Raw genomic sequence first — 23,803 nt, 5'->3', positions numbered from 1 at the left:
CGCTCTTCCGCCCGCTGAATCCGCGCGCCCGCGAGCACGTGCGCCTGGCCGAACGAGATCCGCGATGAAGGCCGTCATGTGGCAGGGGCGCCGGCACGTCGAGGTCGGCGACGCCCCGGATCCGCGCATCGACGAGGACACCGACGCGATCGTGCGGATCACCTCGACCGCGATCTGCGGCTCGGACCTGCACCTGTACGAAGTGCTCGGGCCCTTCATGGAGCAGGGCGACATCCTGGGGCACGAGTCGATGGGCATCGTCGAAGAGGTCGGCTCCGCCGTGACCGGCCTGCAGCCGGGTGACCGCGTGGTCATGCCCTTCAACATCGCGTGCGGCGAGTGCTTCATGTGCCGTCGCGGACTGCAGTCCCAGTGCGAGACCACGCAGAACGATCGCTACGGCACCGGCGCATCCCTCTACGGCTACACCAAGCTCTACGGGCAGGTCCCCGGCGGGCAGGCGGAGTACCTGCGGGTGCCGCTCGCCGACTACAACGCCGTGAAGGTCGGCCCGGAGCTGCCGGACGAACGCTACCTCTTCTTGAGCGACATCCTGCCGACGGCGTGGCAGGCAGTGGAGTACGCCGACGTGCCGCCCGAGGGCACCGTCGTGGTGCTGGGCCTCGGCCCGGTGGGCCAGCTCGCCTCGCGCATCGCCGTTCGTCGCGGACACCGGGTCATCGGCATCGACCCGGTCCCCGAACGCCGGTTCATGGCCGCCCGGCACGGTGTGGAGGCGTGGGAGGGTGACGACGACGTCGCCCGCGTGATCGCCCGCACGAAGGGTCGTGGCGCGGACGCCGTCATCGATGCGGTCGGTCTCGAGGCGCACGGCAGTCCCTTCGCGCACGCCGCGCACTCGGTGGCCGCCGCGTTGCCCGACGCGATCGCGCGTCCGGTGCTGCAGCACGCCGGCGTCGACCGCCTCGCCGCCCTGCACGCCGCGGTGGACATGGTCCGGCGCGGCGGGACGATCTCGGTGTCGGGGGTGTACGCCGGCGACAGCGACGTCATGCCGATGAAGACGATGTTCGACAAGCAGCTGACGATCCGCATGGGCCAGTGCAACGTCAAACGGTGGATGCCGGACCTCGTGCCCCTCGTCGAGGACGACGCCGATCCGCTCGGGGTCGGCGATCTGGTGACCCATCGCGGCACCCTGGACGACGCCCCCGCGCTCTACGAGCGCTTCCAGAAGAAGGCGGACGGCTGCATCAAGGTCGTCCTGCAGCCGGCGTGAGCGCCATGTCCCGCATGGAACGTCGGCGCGGCGAACGCCCTCACTCCGGCAAGCCGTTCGCCATCCCGCACCTGCCGCCCCTACGCACGGCGCCCATCCCTGTCAAGGATGTGGAAGACGCGAAGCCGTCGTGGCACGGTGAAGGAAGAGGCGAGGGGTCCTCCCCTGACGCCACCCCCACCGCGAACACCTCGCCTCGCCCGGGAGGGTCATGATCATGGGCAAGTTCATCTACGACGGAACCGTCAAAGTCGACTTCGAAGACCGCACGCTCGCGCACCTGCAGCTCGTCATCGGCAGCAAGCTCCGCCGCGGCGAGCCGTTCCACTTCACCTGGAAGGACGACACCTCGATCGGGGACGGCCGCACGACGGTGTGGATCCACCCCCGCTGCACCCTGGTGTACAAGTACTACGGCAGCCGCAAACCGCGCTTGAACATGGCCTGGATCGACGCGCTCGCGTACACGGCGAACTCGCCCGCGGGGCTCTACCTCGTGCCCGAACCGCCCGAGACGCCGCACCACGAGGAGTCCGAATGAAGCGCATCGACATCGTCTACGGCGACGAGCGCTACAGCGTAGGCGGGCGGGAACTCGCCGACGTCCAGCGCGAGGTCGTCGACGGGATGCTGAACGGGCCCGCGTGGCTCGAGGTCAACGAGGGAGAGGGCGAGCCGCGGCCGTCGTTCCTGCTGCTGATGCCGGGTGTGCCGATCGCCATCATCCCCATCCCCGACTGCGCGTGATCGGCGATCGCCGCCGCTCAGCGCTCGGCCTCGTCGGGCAGCTCGCTCCGGGTGATCACCACGACGTCCTGCACTTTCCAGTCCAGCCGCGTGATCGCCTCGCGCAGGTCCTCGACGCGGCCGAGGCGCACCCACGACCGGCGCGGCACGACGAACACCTCGACGTGGAACACCTGCCCCATGTCGCGCATGCGCACGGCGCCGGCCCGCACCCACGGTTCGGCGAGCGCGCGGTCCCGGATGCGGAACAGCAGGGGATGGATACGGGCATCGTCCTCGGTCCTCGCCCGCTGATCGATGAGGTCGAGGATCGCCGCTCGTGCGTTGCGGTATCCATCCCAGACGATTCCGGCGGAGATGAACAGAGCGGCCGCGCCGTCCAGCCACCACCAGCCGATGCCGATCCCGAGGACTCCCACGATCGAGGCCACAGAGGTCGTCCAGTCGGCCTTGGCCATGTCGGCATCCGCGTACAGCACCTTGTTGTGCAGCACCGGCGCGAGCCTCGCCTTGGCGTGGCCGTAGAAGAACGGGCCGATGACGACGACGGCCATCACCAGCACCATGAGCCACCCGAGCCACACCGTCCGACCGAACAGCACGATCGTCCCGATGGCGGGGTGCTCGACACGGACGAGTCCGAGGACGGACTCGATGGCCAGGCTGCCGCCGATCGCCAGCAGGGCGACGCCGGCCACCAGATGCCCGACGCCCATGACGCGGTGCAGCCCGAACGGGAAGGCGCGCGAGGGTGGATGCCGGATGAACAGCAGCGCGACGAGGAACGAGATCTGGGGGACGAGCGAGAGCATGTCCTCGATCCACGCGGTGCGCATCGCCTGCGATCCGCCGACGACGAGCGCGATGAGGACGATGGTGACGACGGTGTAGCCGATCGTGAACCACTCCCAGCGGATCGCCTTGCGCAGCGCCTGCTGCTGCTCGGCAGGCAGGTCCGTGCGCCCCAGGGACCTCATCGCCCGTACTCCTCGTCGAGGAAGCTCTCGAGCTCGGCCTGCAGGGCGTTCTCGCCCATCGGCAGCAGCACGACCACGGGCGCGCCCTTTGCCCCGGGGATGCCGGGGTACCCGCGGGTGACAGACACCTCGGTGGCCCACGGCGTCTGCTCGGTCATGCCGCCGATGGCGAGGTCCAGCCGCGCCGAGGACAGGTCGTCGACGAGGTCCTCCTCGCTGCCCACCGACCAGGTCACGCGCGCGTCGATCGACGCCGCGAACTCCTCGATCACCTCGGCCAGCGGCCCGGTGACCGCGGCGCCGTCGATGCGGACCAGTCCGTCGGCGGGTGAGGCCCCGACACGCAGCTCGTCGCCCCGCGCACGGTCGAGCGTCCCGTCGGGGTCCGTCGGGATGCGCAGCCCGCAGCCGGTCAGGACCAGCGCGGCGGCCAGCATCCCGACCACGCCTGCGAACGCATGGCCCTCGAGCGGATGGCGAGGTGTTCTCACGCGCCACACCGTCGCCCCACGCGCCGCCCGGGGCGAGAGCCTTGACCCCCGCCCGCGCCCCTGCTACCGCTGGGACTGCGGCACATGCACCCGGCCGATCGCGCCGGATGAGAGGAGCACCCGATGACGAGCGCGGTAGGACGAGTGGGCCGGGCGGCCCAGCAGCGGGGTGCGCGCCTGGCCGTCGCCGAATCCCTCACATGCGGCCTGCTCGCCGCCGAGTTCGGCAAGGGGGAGTCGGCGCAGGAGTGGTTCGCCGGTGGAGTCGTCGCCTATCAGACCCGCACGAAAGAGAACGCGCTGGGCGTGGATGCCGGCATCAACGTGGTGTCCGGCCAGTGCGCCGAGCAGCTCGCCGAGGGCGTGCGAGCGCTCCTGGACGCCGACATCGCGCTGGCGACGACCGGGGTGGGCGGTCCCGACCCCGAGGGCGAGCACCCTGCGGGAACGGTGTACGTCGGCTGGGCCACCGCCGAGGGCTGCGGGCACCGCCTGCTGCGGCTGGACGGCGACCCCGAGGCCGTGCTCGCCCAGACCGTCGAGCACGCCGTCGAGATCGCGGCAGAACTGATCGAGAAGATCGATCCGGATGCCGGGGCCCCGGCTGTCCGCATCCGCTCCCTCGCCGAGGGCGACGCCGGCGAGGTGCTCACCCTGCAGCGGTCCGCGTTCGTGCAGGAGGCCCTCATCTACGACTCCGTGCAGATGCCGCCCCTCACCCAGACGCTCGAGCAGGTCGAGGCCGAGCTCGCCGACAACCTCGGCTGTGCCGCGCTCGCCGCGGGACGGATGGTGGGGGCGGTCCGCGCGCAGCGCGACGGCGACCTGCTGCTGATCGGCCGCATCGCGATCGCACCCGACCAGCAGGGCGCGGGCATCGGCAGCCTGCTGCTGCACGCCGTCGAGGAGCGCGGCCGACGCGCCGGCTGCACCGAGGCGGAGCTGTTCACCGGGTCCCTCAGCGAGGCGAATCTGCGTCTGTACGAGCGCGAGGGGTATCGCGAGCGCGAACGGGTCGCCGGCGACGACGGCGTCGAGCAGGTGTTCCTGCGCAAGAGCCTGCTCGAGCGCTGAGCCCGGCCTCAGTCGACCGCCGTCACCTCGACCACGACCGCGCTCTGCGGGTACAGCACCGGCGGGCGGACGCCGATCGCACCGAGCTGCCGGCCCGAGAGGACCGTGTCGGCGGCGGCCCACGCGAGCTCGGACTGACCGGCGGTGTTCGGCGGTGTCAGCGCGTGGACGCTGATGCGGTACGCGCGCTCCGGCGCGAGCCCGGGCAGCCGCACCCGGCCCGCCGGGTACGCGATCGAGGTGTGCGCCTGCGTGAGGGTGAAGACGGCGGATGCGGCATCCTCGGCGACGATCCCGCGCACGTCCAGCCCGGGGTCGGTGCCGTCGACATCGATGGTGCGGCCGCGGGCGACCAGCGGGCGTACGCGCTTGGCGAGGGCGACCCACTCGGCGATGCGGCCGCGGGTCGCGGCATCCGTCTTCGTCAGGTCCCACTCGATGCCGAAGTGCCCGAAGAGGGCGACGGCGCCGCTCAAGCCGAGGCCGACCGTCCGCTCGGTGGAGTGGACCTTCGGGCTCGTCAGGTGCATGCCCATCATCTCGGGGGGCACGACCAGCGCCGTGTAGCGCTGGATCATCAGGCGCTCCAGCGGGTCCAGGCAGTCGCTGGTCCAGATGCGGTCGGTGCGGTCGAGGATGCCGAGGTCCACGCGGGCGCCGCCCGACGCGCAGCTCTCGATCTCGAGCCCGGGGTGAGCTGCGCGCAGCTCGTCGAGCAGTCGGTAGACCGCGAGGGTGTGCGCGTGGACTCGGGCTTCTCCTTCGGGCCCCGTGCCGGCGTCGACGAGATCGCGGTTGTGGTCCCACTTGAGGTAGGCGATGTCGTACTCGTCAAGCAGGGCGTGCAGTCGTCCGGCGATGTGCGCGTACGCGTCGGGGTGCGCGAGGTCGAGCACCTGCTGCTGACGTGCCGACGGGGGCAGCTCCATGCGCCCGCGCAGGATCCAGTCCGGATGCGCGCGAGCGAGGTCGCTGTCGGGGTTCACCATCTCGGGCTCGACCCACAGTCCGAACTCCATGCCGAGAGAGCGGACGTGGTTCACGATGGGGTGCAGCCCCTGCGGCCACACGTCCGCGTCGACGGTCCAGTCGCCGAGGCCGGCCGTGTCGTCGCGGCGGCCGTGGAACCAGCCGTCGTCGAGCACGAAGCGTTCGGCGCCGACCTCGGCGCCGGCGTCGGCGAGCGCGGTGAGCCGGGCAAGGTCGTGGTCGAAGTACACCGCCTCCCACGTGTTGAGCGTGACGGGTCGCGGGCGCCGGGGGTGCTGCGGGCGCGCGCGCCATTCGTCGTGGAAGCGGTGCGACAGCTCGCTGAGGCCGTCGCCCCACGAGCCGATCACCCAGGGCGAGGCGACCTGTTCGCCGGAGGCGAGGATCAGCTCTCCGGGTCCGTAGAGCTCACCGCCCGCGAGGAAGGCCTCGCCGGTGACGCTGCGTTCTGCCAGGGTGCGATGGTTGCCGCTCCATGCGACGTGGATGCCGTGGACGCGGCCGGTCTCGAAGCCGAAGCCGGGGCGGCCTGCGGCCAGCAGCAGTGTCGCGTCTGCGCCCGGTCGGCCGCGACGGCTTTCGCGCAGGTGCGTGCCGAAGGTGAAGTCGCGCCGCTGGGGCGACCGCTCGCGCAGGTGGCGGCCGGTGGTGTCGAGGATCTCGGTGGCATCCCACGGCACCGGAAAGGCCGGCTGCAGCGCCTGCACGGTGTACGGGGTGTCGCCGGCGTTGCGCAGCAGAACGCGTTGGTGGAACAGACCGCTCGGTCCGACGCGCAGCTCGATCTGGGCTGCGAGACGCGCCTCGGCGTCGACGAGGGCGAGGGTGGCCCGGTGGCCATTTGACTGCACGCCGACGAGTGTCAGCCTCGCGCTGAAGCCGGCGCCGGCACGGTGGCCCTCGAGCGCCGGGGTGCCGAGCCAGCCGCCGGCGGCAGTGGCGAGAACGGTGAGGCGTGCGGTGGCGTCGAGGCCGCCGGACACTCGCTGAGGCTGCGCCGCGCGGGCGAGGCCCTCGAGCGTCCGCGGCGTCGCCTCGTCGAGCTCCTCGCCCCAGTGGACGATGGCGGGGGTCGGTGAGGCGTCGAGGTCGACGACCACACTGGTGCCGCCGCGGCGGAGGTGCAGGATGCGGGGGGTGGCGCCTTCGCGAGGAGTCTCGGCGCTGAGATCGGTCGAAGCTGACTGCATGGATTAGTTCTACCATGGAATCAATAGTTCATGCCAGGATGAAATCAAATGCGCACGACGACCCGGACCCAGCGTGCTCACTGCCAGTGAAGCCGCGCTCGCACGCGCCGTCCTGATCCATGGACCTTTATCGCGGAGCGCTCTCACCTCGCGCCTCAACCTGTCGCCCGCGAGCCTCACACGCCTGGCGAAGCCCTTCCTCGACCGTGGCCTGTTCGTCGAACGTGACGAGGACGCCGACGGCCGAGTAGGCAGGCCGGCGAGGCCACTCGACGTCGCGCCCGGCCTGGGCACGTTCGTCGGCGTGAAGCTCACCGGGGACGCCCTTTACGCTGTCGCGACCGACGTGCGCGCGACCCCGCTGGCTGCTTCTGAGCATGAGCTGGTCGGGCACGATCCGGGTTTGGTGGCGGCGCAGATCCACGAGGCGATCCAGGGGTTCGCTCTCGACGATCTTCGCGGCGTCGGTGTATCGGTGGGTGGATCGGTGCGTGACGACCTCGTGGAGTTCGCTCCGTTCCTCGGCTGGGCCGGCGTCGATCTCGCGGGCCCTCTCAGCGAGTCCCTCGGTGTGCCGGTGACCCTCGACAACGACCTGCTGGCCCTCGCCGAGGCCGAGCACTGGTTCGGCGCGGGCCGTGGTCTGCCCGGATTCTCGGTCATCACGATCGGCGCGGGGGTCGGCCACGCCCTCGTGATCCACGACGATGTGGTCCGCTCGCGCGAGGCGGGTGTCGGGCTCGCGGGCCACCTGCCCCTCGCGCACGGCGGACCCAGCTGTGCGGAAGGTCACCGCGGGTGCTCGCAGGCCCTGCTCACCTCGGGGTCGATCGCCGCGCAGGTCGCGGCGCGACTCGGACGCCCGGTGGACTACGACGGCGTCCTCGCGCTCGCCGTCGACGGCGACCCCGTCGCGCGCGCGGTGGTGGATGCCGCCGCAGACGCCCTCGGCCGATTCATCGCGCTCGCCGCCAATCTCACGCAGCAGCCGGCGATCGTTCTGGCAGGTGACGGCATGCAGCTGTTCGCGATCGCCGAGGAGCGGGTGAGGGCGGCGATCGCCGGCGACCGTGACCCGCGGGCGGATCCCGTCGAGCTGTTCGTGGACGACAGCGGCTTCACCGGCTGGGCGCGAGGCGCGGCTGCGGTGGCGATCCAAGCCGCGTTGCGTCGCATCGATCTCAGCGCGTCGTGACCGGCGATGTTGCGTTCTCGGCCCCCGGCCTCAGTAGGATCGGCGGGAAAGTGACCGTGACGACGTCGTCCTGAGCGCGGTGTGAAGAACCAGCTCATCGAGAAGGGGGTGACGTGTCGCGCGTTCCTCAGACCCCCTTCTCGCGGGCCCACTCGGTGCGAACCTCGGTGCGCCGCGCATGGTCGCGCATCGCCCGGGGAGTGTCCGCCGGTCTCGTCCTCGGGGCGCTGGTCGTCGCCTCGCCGGCATCGGCCGCGCTGCTCGAGCCGGATGAAGCCCCACTGGCCCCGGAGTCCGGCGCCTACTTCGGCGTGACGCTTGACTGGGGGACCGACAGCGCCGCGGCGCAGGCGGAGCGACTCGGCGCGGCTCCGGCGGTCTTCGAGCACGTCACGCCGCTTCCCGTCACCGACGCCGAGGCCGAGTACCTCGAGCAGTTCCTCCGCCAGGCGGCGGCGCAGGGCGCCCTGCCGGTCGTGAGCCTGCACCCGGACACCGGGCTCGCCGACTTCGATGACGCCGACGCGCGTGAGGCCGTCGCCCACCTCATCGACGCGCGCGACGAGCAGACCTCGCCGGTGTACGTGCGGTTCGCGCCCGACATGAACGCTCCGTGGGTGCCGTGGGGGCAGGACCCCGAGGCCTATGTGGGTGCCTTCCGGGTCTTCGCGGAGGCCCTCCGCGAGGGGCTTCCCGACGCGGCCCTGGTGTGGTCGCCCTTCGATGGCGCGGGGTATCCCTTCGCCGGAGCTCCGGCGTCGAGCGACCCCGCGGTCGACACCGACGGCGACGGCGAACTGACATCCGGGGACGACCCGTACGGCCCGTACGACCCCGGGGCGGAATACGTCGACTGGGTCGGCCTGACCGCCTACCACGACCCGAGCGGGGGAGGCTCGCCGGTCAACCGGCTCCCCGGCGACGGTGACCTCGCCGCGAAGATCGACGGCGAGGGTGCGCTCGCCTTCTACACGCGTTTCGCCTCGCCATCCGAGAAGCCGATGATGCTCGACACGGGCGCGATGTACGCCCCGGGTGCGGGCGGCAGCGCCGAGCTCCCCATCAAGCAGAGCTGGTGGCGGCAGGTCATGGATGTGGTGGGCACGGACGCCTACCCGCTCATCGACGTCGCGCTGTGGCGGGATGCGACCACGCGGCGCGCGGTGGTCGGCGAGGTCGTCATCGACTGGACACTCACCGAGTCGCCCGCGATGGCGGCGGCATTCCAGCGCGACGCCGAGGAATCCGACCTGGTGTTCGGTCCCGTCTACGAACCGTCCGCGCTCGCGCCCGGCGGGGTCGAGTTCACGATCGAAGGCGCGTGGGCATGGGCCGGTGCGATCGGCATCCTCGTGCTGACCATCGCGCTCACGCTGTGGCTTCTCCTGCGTCGCAGGCCCGGGCCGCTCGCCTACGAAGGGCCCGGCAGCCGCGATCTGCGCATCGACCTCCTGCGCGGCGTCGCCATCGCCTTCGTCATCGTCAACCACCTCGCGCTCACCTCGCTCCTGCAGAACGCGACCCAGGAGGCGATCGGCATCGTGTCGGGCGCCGAGCTCTTCGTACTCCTGTCGGGCGTGGTCCTGGGCATGGTCTACCGGCCGAAGGTTCTGGCCGGCGGCATCGGCGAGGTGACCGTGCGCACGGGGCGCCGCGCGTGGAAGCTGTATGTGACGGCACTGGTCATCTCGCTCATCGTTGGCGCCCTGAGCCTGCTGCCCTTCCTCGACACCCGCGCGGCGACCACGTTCGTCGACGAGGGCACGGGTGCCGCCGGGAGCGCCGGTGCCGGACGCGTCTACGACCTGTACGCGGGGTTCGACCGTCTGACGACGTACCCCGTCGACCCCTCGGTGATCGTCGACCTGGCGCTGCTGCAGATCGGACCCTGGCAGGTCAACGTCCTCGGGCTGTACGTGATCCTGCTGGCGGTATCGCCGCTCATCCTGTGGGGTCTCGGACGCGGCCGCTGGCTGATCGTCTTGGCCGTCAGCTGGACGCTGTACATCGCTCAGGCGTTCCTGGCGCTGCGGATCCTGCCCTCGCAGTTCGAGGATTCGTTCCCGCTCCTCACCTGGCAGGTGCTCTTCGTCACAGGGATGGTCGCGGGGTTCTACCGCCGAGAGATCATCGCGTGGTTCCTCACCCCGCCTGGGCGTGTGGTGCTGGCGCTGTGCACCGTCGGTTCGGTCAGCCTGATGCTCCTGTCGTGGAGCAACCCCTACCTCTCGAGCGCGTGGGACGTGAGACTGGGTCTCGTGCCGGCCAACGAGTTCACCCAGCTGTATGCCACCTGGTTCGAGCGCACGACACTCGACATCGGTCGGCTGCTCAACGTGCTCCTTTTCACCGTCACGGCGTACGCCGTGCTCAGCGTGTGCTGGAAGCCGTTCGAGCGCGCGCTCGGGTGGTTCCTCATCCCCCTCGGGCAGGCCACCCTCTACGTCTTCATCATGCAGATGCTGTTCGTCCTGATCGTCGCCAACGTGCCGGTCCTCCGCGAAGGGAACGTGCTCATCAACACCCTGGCCTACGTCGCCGTGCTCGGTGCGCTGTGGGCGATGGTCAAGACGCGCTTCCTGTTCGGGATCGTGCCGCGATGACCTCCGCCCCGCCCACCACGCGCCGGGACACGCGAAGCACGCTCGCATCCCCCGGACGGATGCTGGCGCTGCGTATCGTGATCCTGCTCACCATCGTCCTCGGCGGCAACTACCTGCTGTGGCGGTGGACCGCATCGCTCAACTGGGACGCGTGGTGGATCGCCGTGCCGCTCGTGGTCGCCGAGACCTACAGCTTCATCGACGTGTGCCTGTTCGGCCTGACGATGTGGAGAGCGAAGGGCCGACCCGCACCGCCCCCGCCCGACCCGACGGCGACGGTGGACGTCTTCATCACCACGTACAACGAGCCGATCGAACTCGTCATGACCACGGCCCTGGCAGCCCGGAAGATCACCTTCCCGCACCGGACGTGGATCCTCGACGACGGCAGCCGGCCCGAGATGCGGGAGGCCGCCGAGGCGGCCGACCTCGGCTACATCACGCGTTCATCGGCGTGGGACGACCGGCCCCGGCACGCGAAGGCGGGCAACCTCAACAATGCCCTCGAGGTGACCACGGGCGAGTACATCCTGATCCTCGACGCCGACCAGATTCCTCGCCCTGACATCCTCGACCGGACGCTCGGCTACTTCCGCGACGACAAGGTCGCGCTCGTGCAGACTCCGCAGGTCTTCTCGAACGTCGCCACCGGTGACCCGCTCGGCAGCCAGGCGCCGCTCTTCTACGGGCCGATCCAGCAGGGCAAGGACGGCTGGAACGCCGCGTTCTTCTGCGGCTCGAACGCCGTGCTCCGACGCGACGCGCTCATGCAGCTGGGCATCGTGGGCTATGTGCGCGAACTCGACAAGCGCATCGCGCGCGCCCTGCCCGCAGCCGCGCGGGCGGTCACGAAGGCGTCGTCCCACCCCGCGGCGAAGGACCCGACCGTGCGCGCTGCGCTCGACGACGTCGCCGCCGCGATCGGCGACGCGCGTCGCGCGCTCGACGCCGGTGAGCCGGTGGCCTCGGTCACGTACGCCCTCGGTCGTCGGGTGGATGCCGCGAGCCTGTCGCTCGTGGCCTCGGACGTCGCCGAGGTCGAGCGCGACCTGGCCGAGATCCGCGCGCTGGCGCTGGCGAGCACGTCGGACGACCCGGACGCCGATCTCGATGTCGAGCGGATCATGGCCGCCCTGGTCGAGCAGGACCTGTCGCCCCTCAACGCCCTCGAATCGGTGCAGGCGATCCTGCAGGACATCACGATCGACCGCCCCGGCGAGGCGCAGCCGATCATGCCCCTGGCGACGATCTCGGTCACCGAGGACATGGCCACGTGCATGCGCCTGCACGGGCTGGGCTGGAAGAGCGTCTACCACCACGAGCTGCTGGCCGACGGCCTCGCCCCCGAGGACCTCGGCACGATGCTGACGCAGCGGCTGCGCTGGGCGCAGGGCACCATGCAGGTCTTCCTGCGCGAGAACCCGCTGGTCCAGCGCGCGCTGACGATCCCGCAGCGGCTGATGTACTTCGCGACGATGTGGAGCTATCTCAGCGGCTTCGCCGCCGTGGTCTACTTCGCTGCGCCGATCGTGTTCCTCGTTCTCGGCATCCTCCCCGTCGACACGCTCTCGTTCGACTTCTTCATCCGGTTCATCCCGTTCATGGTCGTCAACCAGCTGCTGTTCCTCGTTGCCGCGCGAGGAACCCCGACTTGGCGAGGTCAGCAGTACAGCCTGGCCCTGTTCCCGGTGTGGATAAAGGCCTGCAGCACCGCGTTCGAGAATGTGGTGCTGCGCATCCCGCTGGGGTTCGCCGTCACCCCCAAGACGCGTCCGCAGAGCACGGGACCGCAGTGGCACCTCATCCGGGTGCAGCTGGTGGTGATGGTGCTGCTGGTGTTGGCGATCATCATCGGGTGTGTCAATCTCTTCCTGAACGACGCCGAGGTGCTCGGGACCGCGGTCAACATCGCGTGGGCGATCTTCGACCTGGTGGTTCTGAGCGTGCTGTTCAGCGCTGCCACGTACCGCGGCTTCACTCCTGAAGACGCCCCCACCGACGAGAGGACGCCGTGAAGTTCGAGATCGAGAAGGCCCGCCGAGGAGTCGCCATCATCCGCGGTTCCGGCAAGCTCAACATGGTCAGCGCACCGGACCTGCGCGCAGCGGTGCTCAGCGCCGTCGAAGACCAGTTCACCCGCATCGTCGTCGACCTCAGCAAGATCGACTTCATGGACTCCTCCGGGCTCGGTGCCCTCGTGGGCTCGCTCAAGACCGCTCGGCAGGCGGGCGGAGATCTGCGCATCGCAGCGCCCAGCGCCCAGGTCACCATGGTGCTGCAGCTGTCGAACCTCGACCGGGTCCTGGCGAGCTTCGACACCGCCGAGGACGCCTACCGTGACTGAACGCACGCTGGTGTTCCGCACTCCGCCGGACGGAGTCGACGTCGTGCACGACCGGCTCGCCGCGCTGTGGAGCGAGTTCCCCGGGGTGAGCGACACCGACCGAATGATGTTCGAGACCGCCCTCATCGAGCTGACCAGCAACATCGTCCAGCACGGCAGCTCCGACACCACGATCGTGTGCCGCCTCGACCTCGACGCCGACGACGACGCGCTGCGGGCGGTGCTCGTCGACACCGCCGAGCCGCCGCGCGTCGACATCGAGGACGCGACCATGCCGGACGAGCTCGCCGAGTCCGGACGCGGCCTGGCGCTGATCTCGGCCATGGTCGACGAGTTCCGGCTGGAGCGCGACGGCGGCAGCAACGTCTGGACGATCGTCAAGACGCGTTCTTCGCCCCCCTCATGACGTCGACGCCGACGGCGACGCGCACGGGCGCCGCGCCGGCCGTCGACTCGCTCGCGATGGCAGCCATCGCGCTCGGCGAGCGTTCGGCGCTCATCAAGCAGCTGCCGGTCCTGGCGCTGTTCATCGTCGCCGCCGTGCTCAGTCTCGCCCTCCCGACGATCACGATCTCGAGTCCGGTCGCGTTCGCCGCGGCGATCGCGATGATGCTGGTCGCGACCGTGCTCGCGGCCGTCTTCCACCGCACCGACGTGTCCGACCGGGCGGTGCTGCTCGTCCCCGCGATCGATTTCGCCGTGGTCGGGGTGCTGAGGTTCGCCACTGGCGAGAGCGCGTCGATCTTCTCGTCGCTGGCGATCCTGCCCGCGGTCTGGATCGCCGCCATGCCCGGACGCCGATTCGTCATCTGGGCGTTCCTGGGGGTGGCGCTCGGCCAGCTCGTGCCGTTCCTTCTCGGCTCGAGCCTCGAGGAGAACCCGAACGAACTGGCCCGCACCGTCTTCTCTGCCGTCGCGTTCGGTCTTGCGGCGGCCATCGTCAACGACCTCGCCCGCGTCGCCAGGCAGCACGTGGCCGACATCGCCTCGCGCGAGCGGTCGACGCTGCTCGAGCTGGAACACGCGTCCACGGTGCAGCGCGCGCTGCTGCCCAAGGCCGGTACGCATGTGGCCGACTTCGGTCTCGCCGCGGTGTGCGTTCCTTCTCGGGCGATCGGCGGTGACTTCTTCGACTGGTACGACACGGCCGGCGGCACCGCGTTCACGGTCGGCGATGTGATGGGCAAAGGCGTCGGCGCGGGGATCATCGCCGCCACCGTGCGCGCGGTCGTCCGCAGCGCCCGAGGCGAGCGCGACCTCTCGGTCGCCGTCGAGCGCGCCTCAGAGGCGCTCGCCGCCGACCTCGGCGACGCCGGCGCCTTCGCCACCCTGTTCCACGCACGCGTTGATCCGCTGACCGGGGTGGTCCGCTACGTCGATGCCGGGCACGGGCTGAGCATCGTCGTACGCGCCGACGGCACGTGGACGCGGCTGCCGTCCCGGAACCTCCCGGTGGGCATCCCCATCGACGAACCGTGGGTCGTCGAGGAACTCGAGCTCGCGGCATCCGAAGCCCTCGTCGTCTGCAGCGACGGCGTCCTCGAGTTGTTCGAGGGCGATGTCGGGGCACTCGGCCGGATCGCCGACCTCGTCGCCGCCGAGCGCAACGCGGATGCCGTCGTCGGTCGGATCCGCGCGCTCGCCCGCGACAGCGACCCCGACGACGACGTCACGGTGCTGGTGCTGCGCCGCGACGCCGGTGACGCCTGACCGCTACTGGCGGCGCTGCGCCAGGGCGGCCGCGAACGCCGTCGCCGACGCCGCGGAGCTGTCGATGCGCCAGTCGGTCTCTTTGTCGTGGTGGAACCACACGAACCCGACGATGTCGGGCTGAGCGGCGAGGTACGACACCAGCGCGGTGTTCCAGTCCGCCTTCGACCCGCCTGCCTCGGCCGAGGCGGTCTCGGCGATCATGATCGGCTTGCCGGGTGCGATGGTCCGCAGCTCGCTCAAGCCGCCTGCGAAGAGGGCCTCGGGGGCCGTCCACGAACTCCAGGTGGCCGACGTGCCCCAGTTGTACCCGTCCAGTGCCACGACATCGACGTAGGCGTCACCGGGGTAGAGGCCGGTCAGAGGCACGGATCCCGTGTACGGGACATTCGGGCTCCACACCCACTTCACGTTCGTGGCGCCCTGTGAGGTCACCACGTCGTGCACGTGGCGCCACGCCGCGGCGTACGATCCGGGCGCGTTGCCGTTCACACCCTCCGCCCACGGGTACCAGTTGCCGTTCATCTCGTGGGCGTAGCGAACGTACACGGTGCCGCCCCACGCGGCCAGCGCCGTACCCCACTCCCGCAGGTACGCGTCATGGTCGCCGGCGGCGACGCGCGCGTTGGAGTAGGAGGACTGGGTCACGCCGCCGCCCCACCGCCAGGGCTCCCACGTCAGCATGCTGTCGGCGCCGCGGGCTGCGACGCTGTCGAGGCCCGCGGTCGGTGCCGGCTGGCCGAAGTCGTAGTACGACATCACGATCGACGGATTCTCGCCCGCGAGGGCCGCGACGGCGTCCAGTTCGGCGTTCGCCGTCGCGCCACCGGGCGTGGTGACCCCGAACCGCAGGGCTGCCGTCTCGGTCGGCGGGGTGTCGGGCTGACCGGTCACGGTGAAGGTCGCGGCGGCCGACGTCCGACCGACCGTGGCGGTGACGGGGAGGGTGGACGCCGTTCCCGAGGGGATCGTCACCGTGACGGTGAAGTAACCCGATCCCGTCGTCGTGACGCCGACCGTCGTGGTGCCCGCCGTGACGGTTCCGGTGGACTTCTTCGGAAACCGAAGTCCGGTCACGGTCACGGTCGTTCCCGCAGGGCCCGAGCTGGGGGAGAGGGTGATCTCGGCAGTGCTGGACGTCGAGGGCGGGGCGGCCGCCGCCGGTCCGGCAGAGGCCAGGGCGCCGGCGATCGCCAGCATGAAGGTGAGAAGCACGGCGGCGACGAGCCGCAGGTGCCGGATGCCGGCGGTCATGGGTCACTCCTGAAGAAAAACGGGTCACGGAATCGCGGGGGCTTTGCTTCGGGCGGTGTGATCAGAGTGCACGGCGCAGGTTCGCGGGTCAAGTGCGGTTCTGCCTCCGAGGCAGATCATCCGTTTCGAGCCCCGCCCGCTGAGACCTCGCTACCCTTTTCACTAGCCGAACTAGTGAGGTGCATCGTGGCGAAGAAGCACGAACAGACCTCGGTCGTCGAGTACGACCGCGTGGGAGACACCGACGTCCTCGAGGTGCGTCAGCATCCGATCGCGCCTCCGGGGGACGGCGAGGTGGTGGTCGAGGTCATCACGTCGGGTATCAACCACATCGACGGATTCATCCGCAGCGGCACCGAGACCGAGTGGGAGGAAGCATGGCCCCGGCGGTCGGGCAGCGACTTCGCCGGCATCGTTTCGGCCGTCGGGCCCGGTGTCACGCGTTTCCGGGTGGGCAGCGAGGTGATCGGGCACGTCCGGTCGGGCGCGCACGCGACCTTCCTCACGGTGCCCGCGGCGGCGCTGGTGGCCAAGCCGAAGACCGTTTCGTGGGAGACCGCCGGCAGCCTCTACCTCGCCGGCGTCACCGCCCTCGACACCCTCGATGACCTGCGCATCAAGAAGGGTGACGTCGTCGTGATCTCGGCGGCCGCCGGCGGGGTCGGCAGCATCGAGGCGCAGATCGCCAAGCACCTCGGGGCGGTCGTCATCGGCACCTGCGGCGACCGCAACTTCGACTACCTGCGGCAGCTCGGCATCAAGCCCGTGCGCTACGGGGACGGCATGGCCGACCGCATCCGCAAGGTGGCCGGGGCGCCGGTCACGGCGTTCATCGACAACTTCGGCCAGGACGGTCGAGACCTCGCCGACGAGCTCGGCGTGCCGGAGGAGCGCTACCGTTCGAGCGCGGATCGCCGCGACGTCGAACTCCGCCTGCTGCGGGACGACCCCGAGGAGCTCGCGCGGCAGACCGCGCAGCTCGAGAGGCTGACGAAGCTGGCGGAGCGCCGCGCCTTCACGGTGCTGGTGTCGGGCTTCTACCCGCTGACGGACATCGCCGAGGCTTACGCCGACCTCAAGAAGCTGCACTCGCGCGGCAAGGTGGTCCTGGCCACCCATCCGGTCACGACCTACCGCAGCCTCAAGGCGCGCGAGGTGCACGAAGCCAGCTGATCCGGGCCGGACACGTCGCCCCGAGCCTGTCAACCCCCCTCCCGATGTCGGCACCCGTCGGCATAGTCGGAGGCGGAGGTTCGAAGAATGACGCTCATCGAGGTCGCAGGCGACCAGGATTTCGGGAACGAGAGCGCGGGGGATCGAACTGACGAGTCGGTGCACCAGCTGCAGCTCCTCCCGCTCGACGACAACTCATGGCGGCTGTGCGACGGCGCCGTCGCCGCTCACGATCCGGACAGCGTGGTGGCGTACGTGGAGCGCTGCGAGGAGGGGCTCGCCATCGTGTGGCTGGTCGGGCCGCACACGCCCCGCTGGCTCGGCACGCTCGACGACGTGCTCGCCGAGGCCGTGAACCGCCTCGCCGGGCCGATCAGCGCGGGCCCGCGCCGGCCCACGCCTATACCGCACCGCGCGCCCTGGTGAGAAGACGCCCGTTGTCGCCGGGCGCGCGTCTACGCTGGGCCCTGTGAGCCCGGCTGACACCGATGTACCCGAGGCGCCCTCCGAGGCGCCGCTGCGCGACCCCAACAAGGGGCGCCAGGTCGCCCTGATCGCGGGCGTCACCGCGACGATCCTGTTCGCCGTCATGCGCGTGCTGGTCGCCGCCGGCGGTCATGAACCGCTGCCGCTGGATCTGTGGTGGGACGACCTGATGATCGCCTCCCGCAACGATGTGGTCCTGATCCTCGCGTGGATCCCCGCGATCGGCGGCGGCACCGTGGCGATGATCGTCATCCTCATCGGCTCGGTGGCGATCTTCGCCTGGCGCAGAAGACCGTGGGATGCCGTCAACATGGCCTCGGCGATCATCGTCGTGGTCGGGATCGGGGCGCCGCTGGCCGCCGTCATCGCCCGCGAGCGGCCGGACGGTTCGCTCGCCGAGAGCGTGGACACCTCGTTCCCGTCGGGCCACACCGCTGTCGCGACGACCTTCGTGATCACCCTCGCGCTGCTGCTGCGCCGCTGGTGGCTGTGGTTCGCCGGCACCGTGTGGGTGCTGTGGATGATGTGGAGCCGCACGTACCTGAGCGCCCACTGGCTCAGCGACGTCGTCGCGGGACTGTTCGAGGGCATCGCGGTCGCGACGCTCGTGTGGGTGGCGGTCGAGGCGTTCCGCGACCGGCGCGCGCATCGCAAGCTCGCGTCTCCCGACCATCCGGGCCGCCTTCCTGCCGAAGCGGCGCAGGCGGCCGAGGCCGAAGAAGACGCGCGGTGACAGCCGCGATCGCCGAGACGCACGTCGACTACCCGTCCGGCGCCGTCGAGGCGACGGCGACGATCCTGCGGGTGGAGCCGGCGGCATCCGGTCTGCAGGCGGTCGTGCTCGACCGCACCGCCTTCCACCCGGTCGACGCCCGCTGGCCCGACCAGCCCGCCGACCGCGGCAACCTGCGGCTGGCGGACGGGACGATCGTGCGCATCCAGGATGCCGTGATCGGCGGGACCGACGGCGGTCCGCTGCTGCTGGGGGCCGCCGTGCCGGTACGCACCGGCACCGAAGGCTGGACCTTCGTCGTCGCGCACCTGGTCGCCGGTGACGCCCCGCTGACCGTCGGCGACCTCGTCACGGTGACGGCGGATCGCGCGTACCGCGACGGGCTGTCGCGCGGGCACACCGCCTGCCACCTGGCCTCGCTCGCTCTCGACCGGGCGCTCGCCGAGGCCTGGTCGAAGGAGGTCCCGCGCGACGCGCTCGGCGCTCCCGGTTTCGACGCACTCGCCTGCGAATCCTCGCGCATCCTGCCCGACGCCTCGGTCGACACCTACCGCGTGGGCAAGTCGCTGCGCCGCAAGGGATTCGACGCGGCCGCGTTCGACGATCCCGCCGCCCTCGCCGCACGCGTGAACGACGTGCTCGCGGGGTGGGTATCCTCGGGCGCCGCAGTGCACGTCGACGCACCCGGCGACACCCTCACCGCGCGCCGCGAATGGGTGTGCGACCTGCCCGAAGGCGCCGCGCGCATCCCGTGCGGCGGGACCCACGCGACGTCGCTCGGTGAGCTCGGGCGCCTCGAGGCGGGCTTCACCGTCACCGACCTGCCGGGTGCCCGCGAGGTCGTCATGCGAACGAGCGTCATCCGGGAGTGATATCAACGAAGGCGGCCCTCGTTCCCTTCGGAAGGACACGCATGACCGCCCAGCTCGTCGAGATCACCGGTACCGTCCGCGACTACGCGTGGGGTGCCGCCGACGGGATCTCTCGCGCGCTCGGCCGTCGCGGCTCGGGCGGGCCCGAGGCGGAGCTGTGGCTCGGAGCCCACCCGTCGGCGCCCAGCCGCATCGCGTCGCCCGCGCCGTGGCGCGACCTCGCCGAGTGGGAGCAGCGGACGCCGGGACGTGTGCCGTTCCTGCTGAAGGTGTTGGCGGCCGGGTCGCCGCTGTCGCTGCAGGCCCACCCCACCGACGAGCAGGCCGCCGCCGGCTTCGCGCGCGAAGAGGCGGCGGGCATTCCGCGTGACGCGCGCGAGCGCAACTACAAGGACCCGTTCGCCAAGCCCGAGCTGATCGTCGCCCTCGAGGACGGCTTCGAGGCGCTGTGCGGCTTCCGTCCCGTGGATGAGACGCTTGACGAGATCCGCGGGCTCGCCGCGGATGCCGCCGATCCGGCTGTGTTCGTCCCCTGGCTGGACGCCCTCGCCACCCAGGGCGGGGTCCGGTCGGCGTTCGAGTGGCTGCTGGCCGGGGGCGACGCCGTCGGCGCGCTCGTGGACGAGCTCACCCGCTCGGCCGCGCCCCGGCATCCGCTCGTCGCCCGCCTGGTGGCGGAATACCCCGGCGATCCCGGAATCGCGATCGCACTCATGCTCAACCACGTCACCCTCGCCCGCGGCGAGGCGCTGTGGCTGCCGGCCGGCAACATCCACGCGTACCTCAGCGGCACCGGCGTCGAGCTCATGGGCCCGAGCGACAACGTGCTGCGGGGCGGACTCACCCCCAAGCACGTCGACACCGCCGAGCTGTCGCGGGTGCTCGATTTCACCCCCGGTCCCGCGCCTTACCTGCCCGCCGCCGAGGACGGGGCGCACACCGTCGCCTACCGGCCGCGGTCGCTGCCGTCGGGCGCGGGCGTGCCGTTCGAACTGCTCGAGGTCACCGGCGACGACGCCGTGTCCACGACCGGTCCGGCCATCGCCCTCGTCGTCGAGGGGGCGTTCACGCTGACCACCGGCGAGGCGGCGATCGACCTCGACCGGGGGACGGCGGTGTTCTTGACGGATGCCGGTGAACTCGGCATCCGGGGTGCGGGCCGGCTGTTCATCGCCGCCGCCTGAGCCCCCACAGGCGCGGGGCTATGCTTCCCCCGTGGGCAGGTTCATCTACGACACCATCGGCAACGCGATCGACATCGAGGACCGGACCCTGGCGCACCTGCGCATCGTGATGATGAACAAGCTGCGCCGCGGCGAGTCGTTCATGTTCGACGTCGAGGTCGGCGACGGCACGGGTCGCCGCAGCTTCTGGATGCACGCGTCGGTGCCGCTGCAGTTCCACTTCTACGGCAGCCGTCCGCCGCGCATCAACCGCGCGTGGGTGGACGACATGATGATCGCCGCGAGCGGACCCCACGGACTGACGATCGTCCCCGAGCCCGACGACGAGCAGCCGCCCGCGCGCGAGTGAGGCTCAGTCGGACTCCGCGTCGGGCGAGGCCACGTCCGCCTCACCGACGGTGAGCTTCTCGACGTCGAGGTGGTCCACCGACACGCTCCCGAGATTCAGGTCCCCCTCCGCCTGCGCGGGCTGCCCTTCGGCGACGTCGATCGGACCGGTGTCGAAGTGCTCGGCGACCAGCACGATGCCGCCCGACGAGGTCGCCGAGTTCGCCAGCTCCTCGATCCACTCCCGGCTGAGATCCGCCGGCTCGGGATCGTCGAAGACGAATCGCAGCGGGATCGACGGATGCAGCCAGATCGTGCTGCGCCCGCGGGGCTGGCCGTCAGGGTGCGTCCAGGACAGGGTGAACGTCTCGTTCCGGCGCAGCTTGGTCGAGATGACGACCTTCAGATGCGCTAGAGCCCGGTCCTCGATGTTGATCGGGGTGTCCGACCCGCCGTAGTAGATGGTTCCCACGGGGCCAACGATAGACCGTGCAGACGCCCGCGACGCCGCGCATTTCGCGCGGTGTCGCCGGCGGTCACAGCCGCGTCCAGGCCTCGGTCAGCACGCTCCGCAGGATCTGCTCGATCTCGGTGAACTCGCTCGCTCCGATCGTCAGCGGCGGGGCCAGCTGGATGACCGGGTCGCCGCGGTCGTCGGCGCGGCAGTAGAGCCCCGCGTCGAAGAGCGCCTTGGAGAGGAACCCGCGCAACAGCCGCTCGGACTCGTCGTCGTCGAAGGTCTCCTTCGTCGCCTTGTCCTTGACCAGCTCGATGCCGAAGAAGTACCCGTCGCCGCGCACGTCGCCGACGATGGGCAGGTCGGTGAGCTTCTCGAGCGTCTGGCGGAACAGCGGCGAGTACTCCCGCACTCGCTCGGGCAGCCCTTCCTCTTCGAAGATGTCGAGGTTCTCCATCGCCACCGCGGCCGACACCGGATGCCCGCCGAAGGTGTAGCCGTGGTAGAACGCGCGGTCGCCGTGGGCGAAGGGCTCGTAGATGCGGTCGCTGACGACCGTGCCGCCCAGGGGCGAGTATCCGCTGGTGACCGCCTTGGCGAACGTGATCATGTCGGGCTGGTAGCCGTACGCGTCGCACGCGAACATGTGGCCGATGCGCCCGAAGGCGCAGATCACCTCGTCCGACACCAGCAGGACGTCGTACTTGTCGCAGATCTCGCGCACGCGCTGGAAGTACCCGGGCGGGGGAGGGAAGCAGCCGCCGGAGTTCTGCACCGGCTCGAGGAAGACCGCCGCGACGGTGTCGGGGCCTTCGAACTGGATCATCTCCTCGATGCGGTCGGCGGCCCATACGCCGAATTCCTCGAGGCTCGAGGTGGGCGCGCCCATGTCGGCGGCCCGGTAGAAGTTGGTGTTCGGGACGCGGAAGCCCCCGGGGGTGAGGGGCTCGAACATCTCCTTCATCGCGGGGATGCCGGTGATCGCAAGCGCGCCCTGCGGCGTGCCGTGATAGGCCACCGAGCGCGAGATGACCTTGTGCTTGGTGGGCTTGCCCTGCAGCTTCCAGTAGTACTTCGCCAGCTTGAACGCGGTCTCGACGGCTTCGCCGCCGCCGGTCGAGAAGAAGACCTTGTTGAGGTCGCCCGGGGCGTAGTCGGCGATGCGGTCGGCGAGTTCGATCGCGGCCGGGTGGGCGTACGACCAGATCGGGAAGAACGCCAGCTGCTCGGCCTGCTTGGCGGCGACCTCGGCGATGCGCTTGCGGCCGTGCCCCGCGGCGACGACGAACAGGCCCGCCAGGCCGTCGATGTAGCGCTTGCCGCGGGAGTCGAAGATGTGATGCCCCTCGCCCTTGACGATGATGGGCACGCCGGGGCCGTCGGTCATCACGGACTGCCGGGCGAAATGCATCCAAAGGTGGTCCTTGGCCATCTGCTGCAGTTCGGCCTCGGTGCGGGATGCTCGTTCGGTGATCGTCGACATGCTGCCTCCCAGGGGCGTCGCTCCCGACGATACCGGCGGCCCCGGCATCCGTCCGTGGACGGTTCGTCCGGAACGCCCGCGGCGCTCATCGGAGTGTGTGGCGTCCGGCGGCCTAGAGTGAGCGGGTGGCAGAGGTGGCGGGCGTGCGGCAGGCGAACCTGTCGCGTCTGCTGCGGATCGTCCACGTCGACGGCCCCGTCTCGCGGGCGGCCCTCACCGGCGAGACCGGGCTCAACCGGTCCACGATCGCCGCCCTCGTCGCCGAGCTCGAGCGCGCCGGGCTCGTCCTGGAACGCGCCCCTGACCCGTCCCGCCGGGTGGGACGGCCCTCGCCCGTGGTCGTCGCCGATCCCCGCGTCGTCGCGATCGCCGCCAACCCCGAGGTCGACGCCCTCACGCTCGCCGCGGTGGGCCTGGACCGCGGCATCCGCGTGAGGGAGCGCATCGAGGTCGACCGCCTGCTCACACCCGCCGACACCGCGCGGCTCGTCGCCGAGCGCGTCGACCGCTGGCGCCGCGCCGAGCTCGCTGACGCCCGCCTCGCCGGAGTCGGCCTGGCCGTACCCGGTCTCGTCCGCGCCGCCGACGGACTCGTGCGCGACGCACCGCACCTCGGCTGGACCGACGCGCCGCTCGCAAGCCTCGTCACCGAGGCGACGGGCCTTCCGGCGGTCGTCGGCAACGACGCCGGCCTCGGCGTCCTCGCCGAGCACCTCTACGGCGCGGCGCGCGGCATCGACGACGTCGTCTACCTCAACGGCGGGGCCAGCGGCATCGGCGGCGGGCTGATCGTGCACGGGATGCCGGTCGCCGGCGCCGGCGGATACTCCGGCGAGTTCGGGCAGAACCGTCCGGGCATCGCCGCCGACGCCGACCGCCGCGCCGACGACGGCACCCTCGAGGACGAGGTGAGCCGCGCCCGCCTGCTCGCCGTCGCGGGGCTGACCGCCGCCGACGAGCCGACCCTCGCAGCCGCGCTCGCCGCCGCCGGGCCGCAGGCGGCCGCCGAGATCGCGCGCCAGCGGCGGATCCTTGCCACCGCCCTGGCCAACGCGGTCAACGTCCTGAACCCGTCGGTCGTGGTGCTGGGCGGCTTCCTCGCCACGCTCGCCGCCCCGGATCTGGACGGGCTCGCCGTGCTCGTGGCGGCGCAGGCGATGCCCGCGAACATGGAGGACCTCGCCATCCGCGTCGCCGTCCTCGCCGAGGACCGGCTGCTCATCGGCGCGGCCGAGGCGGCGTTCGCCGACCTGCTGCGCGCGCCGGCCTGACA

General features: G+C 71.0%; 22 protein-coding genes and 1 pseudogene. 17 read left to right on the top strand and 6 right to left on the bottom strand.

Annotated features, from left to right (window positions below; genetic code table 11):
* Positions 1-64 precede the first annotated feature (64 nt).
* From ACYVF4_RS13145 to ACYVF4_RS13135, 3 genes are all read left to right on the top strand, one after another.
* A complete protein-coding gene (locus tag ACYVF4_RS13145) occupies positions 65-1,240 on the top strand; it encodes an alcohol dehydrogenase catalytic domain-containing protein (RefSeq protein WP_460723517.1) in 1,176 nt (391 codons plus the stop codon).
* A gap of 217 nt (positions 1,241-1,457) precedes the next feature.
* Entirely contained in the window at positions 1,458-1,781 is a 324-nt protein-coding gene (locus ACYVF4_RS13140; RefSeq protein ID WP_460723515.1) for a DUF7882 family protein, read from the top strand.
* The gene (locus tag ACYVF4_RS13135) at positions 1,778-1,987 is read left to right on the top strand and encodes a hypothetical protein (RefSeq protein WP_460723513.1); all 210 of its coding nucleotides are present in this window, start codon (positions 1,778-1,780) and stop codon (positions 1,985-1,987) included. The genes ACYVF4_RS13140 and ACYVF4_RS13135 overlap by 4 nt, the downstream gene beginning before the upstream one ends.
* A gap of 17 nt (positions 1,988-2,004) precedes the next feature.
* Here ACYVF4_RS13135 and ACYVF4_RS13130 read toward each other — a convergent pair whose 3' ends face one another.
* On the bottom strand, positions 2,005-2,964 hold the full coding sequence (locus ACYVF4_RS13130; protein ID WP_460723511.1) for a cation diffusion facilitator family transporter: 960 nt from the start codon (positions 2,962-2,964) through the stop codon (positions 2,005-2,007).
* Entirely contained in the window at positions 2,961-3,455 is a 495-nt protein-coding gene (locus tag ACYVF4_RS13125; protein ID WP_460723509.1) for a hypothetical protein, read from the bottom strand. The genes ACYVF4_RS13130 and ACYVF4_RS13125 overlap by 4 nt, the downstream gene beginning before the upstream one ends.
* Positions 3,456-3,578: 123 nt before the next feature.
* On the opposite strand from ACYVF4_RS13125, the gene ACYVF4_RS13120 reads away from it, so the two are divergent.
* Positions 3,579-4,529 (top strand): nicotinamide-nucleotide amidohydrolase family protein, encoded by a 951-nt coding sequence (locus ACYVF4_RS13120; RefSeq protein WP_460723507.1) that lies wholly within the window; start codon positions 3,579-3,581, stop codon positions 4,527-4,529.
* 8 nt (positions 4,530-4,537) lie between these two features.
* Here the strand turns inward: ACYVF4_RS13120 and ACYVF4_RS13115 are convergent, their stop codons facing one another.
* On the bottom strand, positions 4,538-6,709 hold the full coding sequence (locus ACYVF4_RS13115; RefSeq protein WP_460723505.1) for an alpha-galactosidase: 2,172 nt from the start codon (positions 6,707-6,709) through the stop codon (positions 4,538-4,540).
* Positions 6,710-6,782: 73 nt separating this feature from the next.
* On the opposite strand from ACYVF4_RS13115, the gene ACYVF4_RS13110 reads away from it, so the two are divergent.
* From ACYVF4_RS13110 to ACYVF4_RS13085, 6 genes are all read left to right on the top strand, one after another.
* The gene (locus ACYVF4_RS13110; protein ID WP_460723503.1) at positions 6,783-7,904 is read left to right on the top strand and encodes an ROK family transcriptional regulator; all 1,122 of its coding nucleotides are present in this window, start codon (positions 6,783-6,785) and stop codon (positions 7,902-7,904) included.
* Positions 7,905-8,017: 113 nt separating this feature from the next.
* Complete coding sequence (gene opgC, locus ACYVF4_RS13105; RefSeq protein ID WP_460723501.1) at positions 8,018-10,507, top strand: OpgC domain-containing protein; 2,490 nt, start codon at positions 8,018-8,020, stop codon at positions 10,505-10,507.
* Positions 10,508-10,566: 59 nt separating this feature from the next.
* The gene (locus ACYVF4_RS13100; protein WP_460723545.1) at positions 10,567-12,522 is read left to right on the top strand and encodes a glycosyltransferase; all 1,956 of its coding nucleotides are present in this window, start codon (positions 10,567-10,569) and stop codon (positions 12,520-12,522) included.
* Positions 12,519-12,851, top strand: coding sequence for an STAS domain-containing protein (locus tag ACYVF4_RS13095; protein WP_460723499.1), 333 nt, complete (start codon positions 12,519-12,521; stop codon positions 12,849-12,851). The genes ACYVF4_RS13100 and ACYVF4_RS13095 overlap by 4 nt, the downstream gene beginning before the upstream one ends.
* Positions 12,844-13,257: an ATP-binding protein gene (locus ACYVF4_RS13090; protein WP_460723497.1), complete on the top strand. Its 414-nt coding sequence runs from the start codon at positions 12,844-12,846 to the stop codon at positions 13,255-13,257. Before ACYVF4_RS13095 ends, ACYVF4_RS13090 begins: the two co-directional genes overlap by 8 nt.
* Positions 13,254-14,561, top strand: a complete 1,308-nt coding sequence (locus ACYVF4_RS13085; RefSeq protein WP_460723495.1) for a PP2C family protein-serine/threonine phosphatase — start codon at positions 13,254-13,256, stop codon at positions 14,559-14,561. The genes ACYVF4_RS13090 and ACYVF4_RS13085 overlap by 4 nt, the downstream gene beginning before the upstream one ends.
* A gap of 3 nt (positions 14,562-14,564) precedes the next feature.
* Here ACYVF4_RS13085 and ACYVF4_RS13080 read toward each other — a convergent pair whose 3' ends face one another.
* Positions 14,565-15,815 (bottom strand): glycoside hydrolase family 26 protein, encoded by a 1,251-nt coding sequence (locus ACYVF4_RS13080; protein ID WP_460723493.1) that lies wholly within the window; start codon positions 15,813-15,815, stop codon positions 14,565-14,567.
* A gap of 186 nt (positions 15,816-16,001) precedes the next feature.
* Here ACYVF4_RS13080 and ACYVF4_RS13075 point away from each other — a divergent pair, with 186 nt between their 5' ends.
* From ACYVF4_RS13075 to ACYVF4_RS13050, 6 genes are all read left to right on the top strand, one after another.
* A complete protein-coding gene (locus ACYVF4_RS13075; protein WP_460723491.1) occupies positions 16,002-16,988 on the top strand; it encodes an NADP-dependent oxidoreductase in 987 nt (328 codons plus the stop codon).
* Between the two features lie 87 nt (positions 16,989-17,075).
* Entirely contained in the window at positions 17,076-17,414 is a 339-nt protein-coding gene (locus ACYVF4_RS13070; protein ID WP_460723489.1) for a hypothetical protein, read from the top strand.
* 43 nt (positions 17,415-17,457) lie between these two features.
* Positions 17,458-18,207 (top strand): phosphatase PAP2 family protein, encoded by a 750-nt coding sequence (locus ACYVF4_RS13065; protein ID WP_460723487.1) that lies wholly within the window; start codon positions 17,458-17,460, stop codon positions 18,205-18,207.
* The gene (locus ACYVF4_RS13060; protein ID WP_460723485.1) at positions 18,204-19,079 is read left to right on the top strand and encodes an alanyl-tRNA editing protein; all 876 of its coding nucleotides are present in this window, start codon (positions 18,204-18,206) and stop codon (positions 19,077-19,079) included. The genes ACYVF4_RS13065 and ACYVF4_RS13060 overlap by 4 nt, the downstream gene beginning before the upstream one ends.
* A gap of 41 nt (positions 19,080-19,120) precedes the next feature.
* A complete protein-coding gene (manA, locus tag ACYVF4_RS13055) occupies positions 19,121-20,263 on the top strand; it encodes a mannose-6-phosphate isomerase, class I (RefSeq protein ID WP_460723483.1) in 1,143 nt (380 codons plus the stop codon).
* A gap of 31 nt (positions 20,264-20,294) precedes the next feature.
* The gene (locus ACYVF4_RS13050; protein WP_460723481.1) at positions 20,295-20,612 is read left to right on the top strand and encodes a DUF7882 family protein; all 318 of its coding nucleotides are present in this window, start codon (positions 20,295-20,297) and stop codon (positions 20,610-20,612) included.
* 147 nt (positions 20,613-20,759) lie between these two features.
* Here ACYVF4_RS13050 and ACYVF4_RS13045 read toward each other — a convergent pair.
* Together ACYVF4_RS13045 and ACYVF4_RS13040 are read right to left on the bottom strand one after the other, a co-directional pair.
* Positions 20,760-21,062: pseudogene (locus ACYVF4_RS13045) on the bottom strand (DUF7882 family protein); the annotation flags it as partial.
* 64 nt (positions 21,063-21,126) lie between these two features.
* A complete protein-coding gene (locus ACYVF4_RS13040) occupies positions 21,127-22,530 on the bottom strand; it encodes an aspartate aminotransferase family protein (protein WP_460723479.1) in 1,404 nt (467 codons plus the stop codon).
* 125 nt (positions 22,531-22,655) lie between these two features.
* Here ACYVF4_RS13040 and ACYVF4_RS13035 point away from each other — a divergent pair, with 125 nt between their 5' ends.
* A complete protein-coding gene (locus ACYVF4_RS13035) occupies positions 22,656-23,801 on the top strand; it encodes an ROK family protein (protein ID WP_460723477.1) in 1,146 nt (381 codons plus the stop codon).
* The last annotated feature ends 2 nt before the right edge of the window (positions 23,802-23,803 follow it).

The sequence above is a fragment of the Microbacterium aureliae genome (assembly GCF_054780155.1).
Note: the sequence above shows the minus strand (reverse complement) of the source record. Positions and strands in the feature narration are given on the sequence as shown.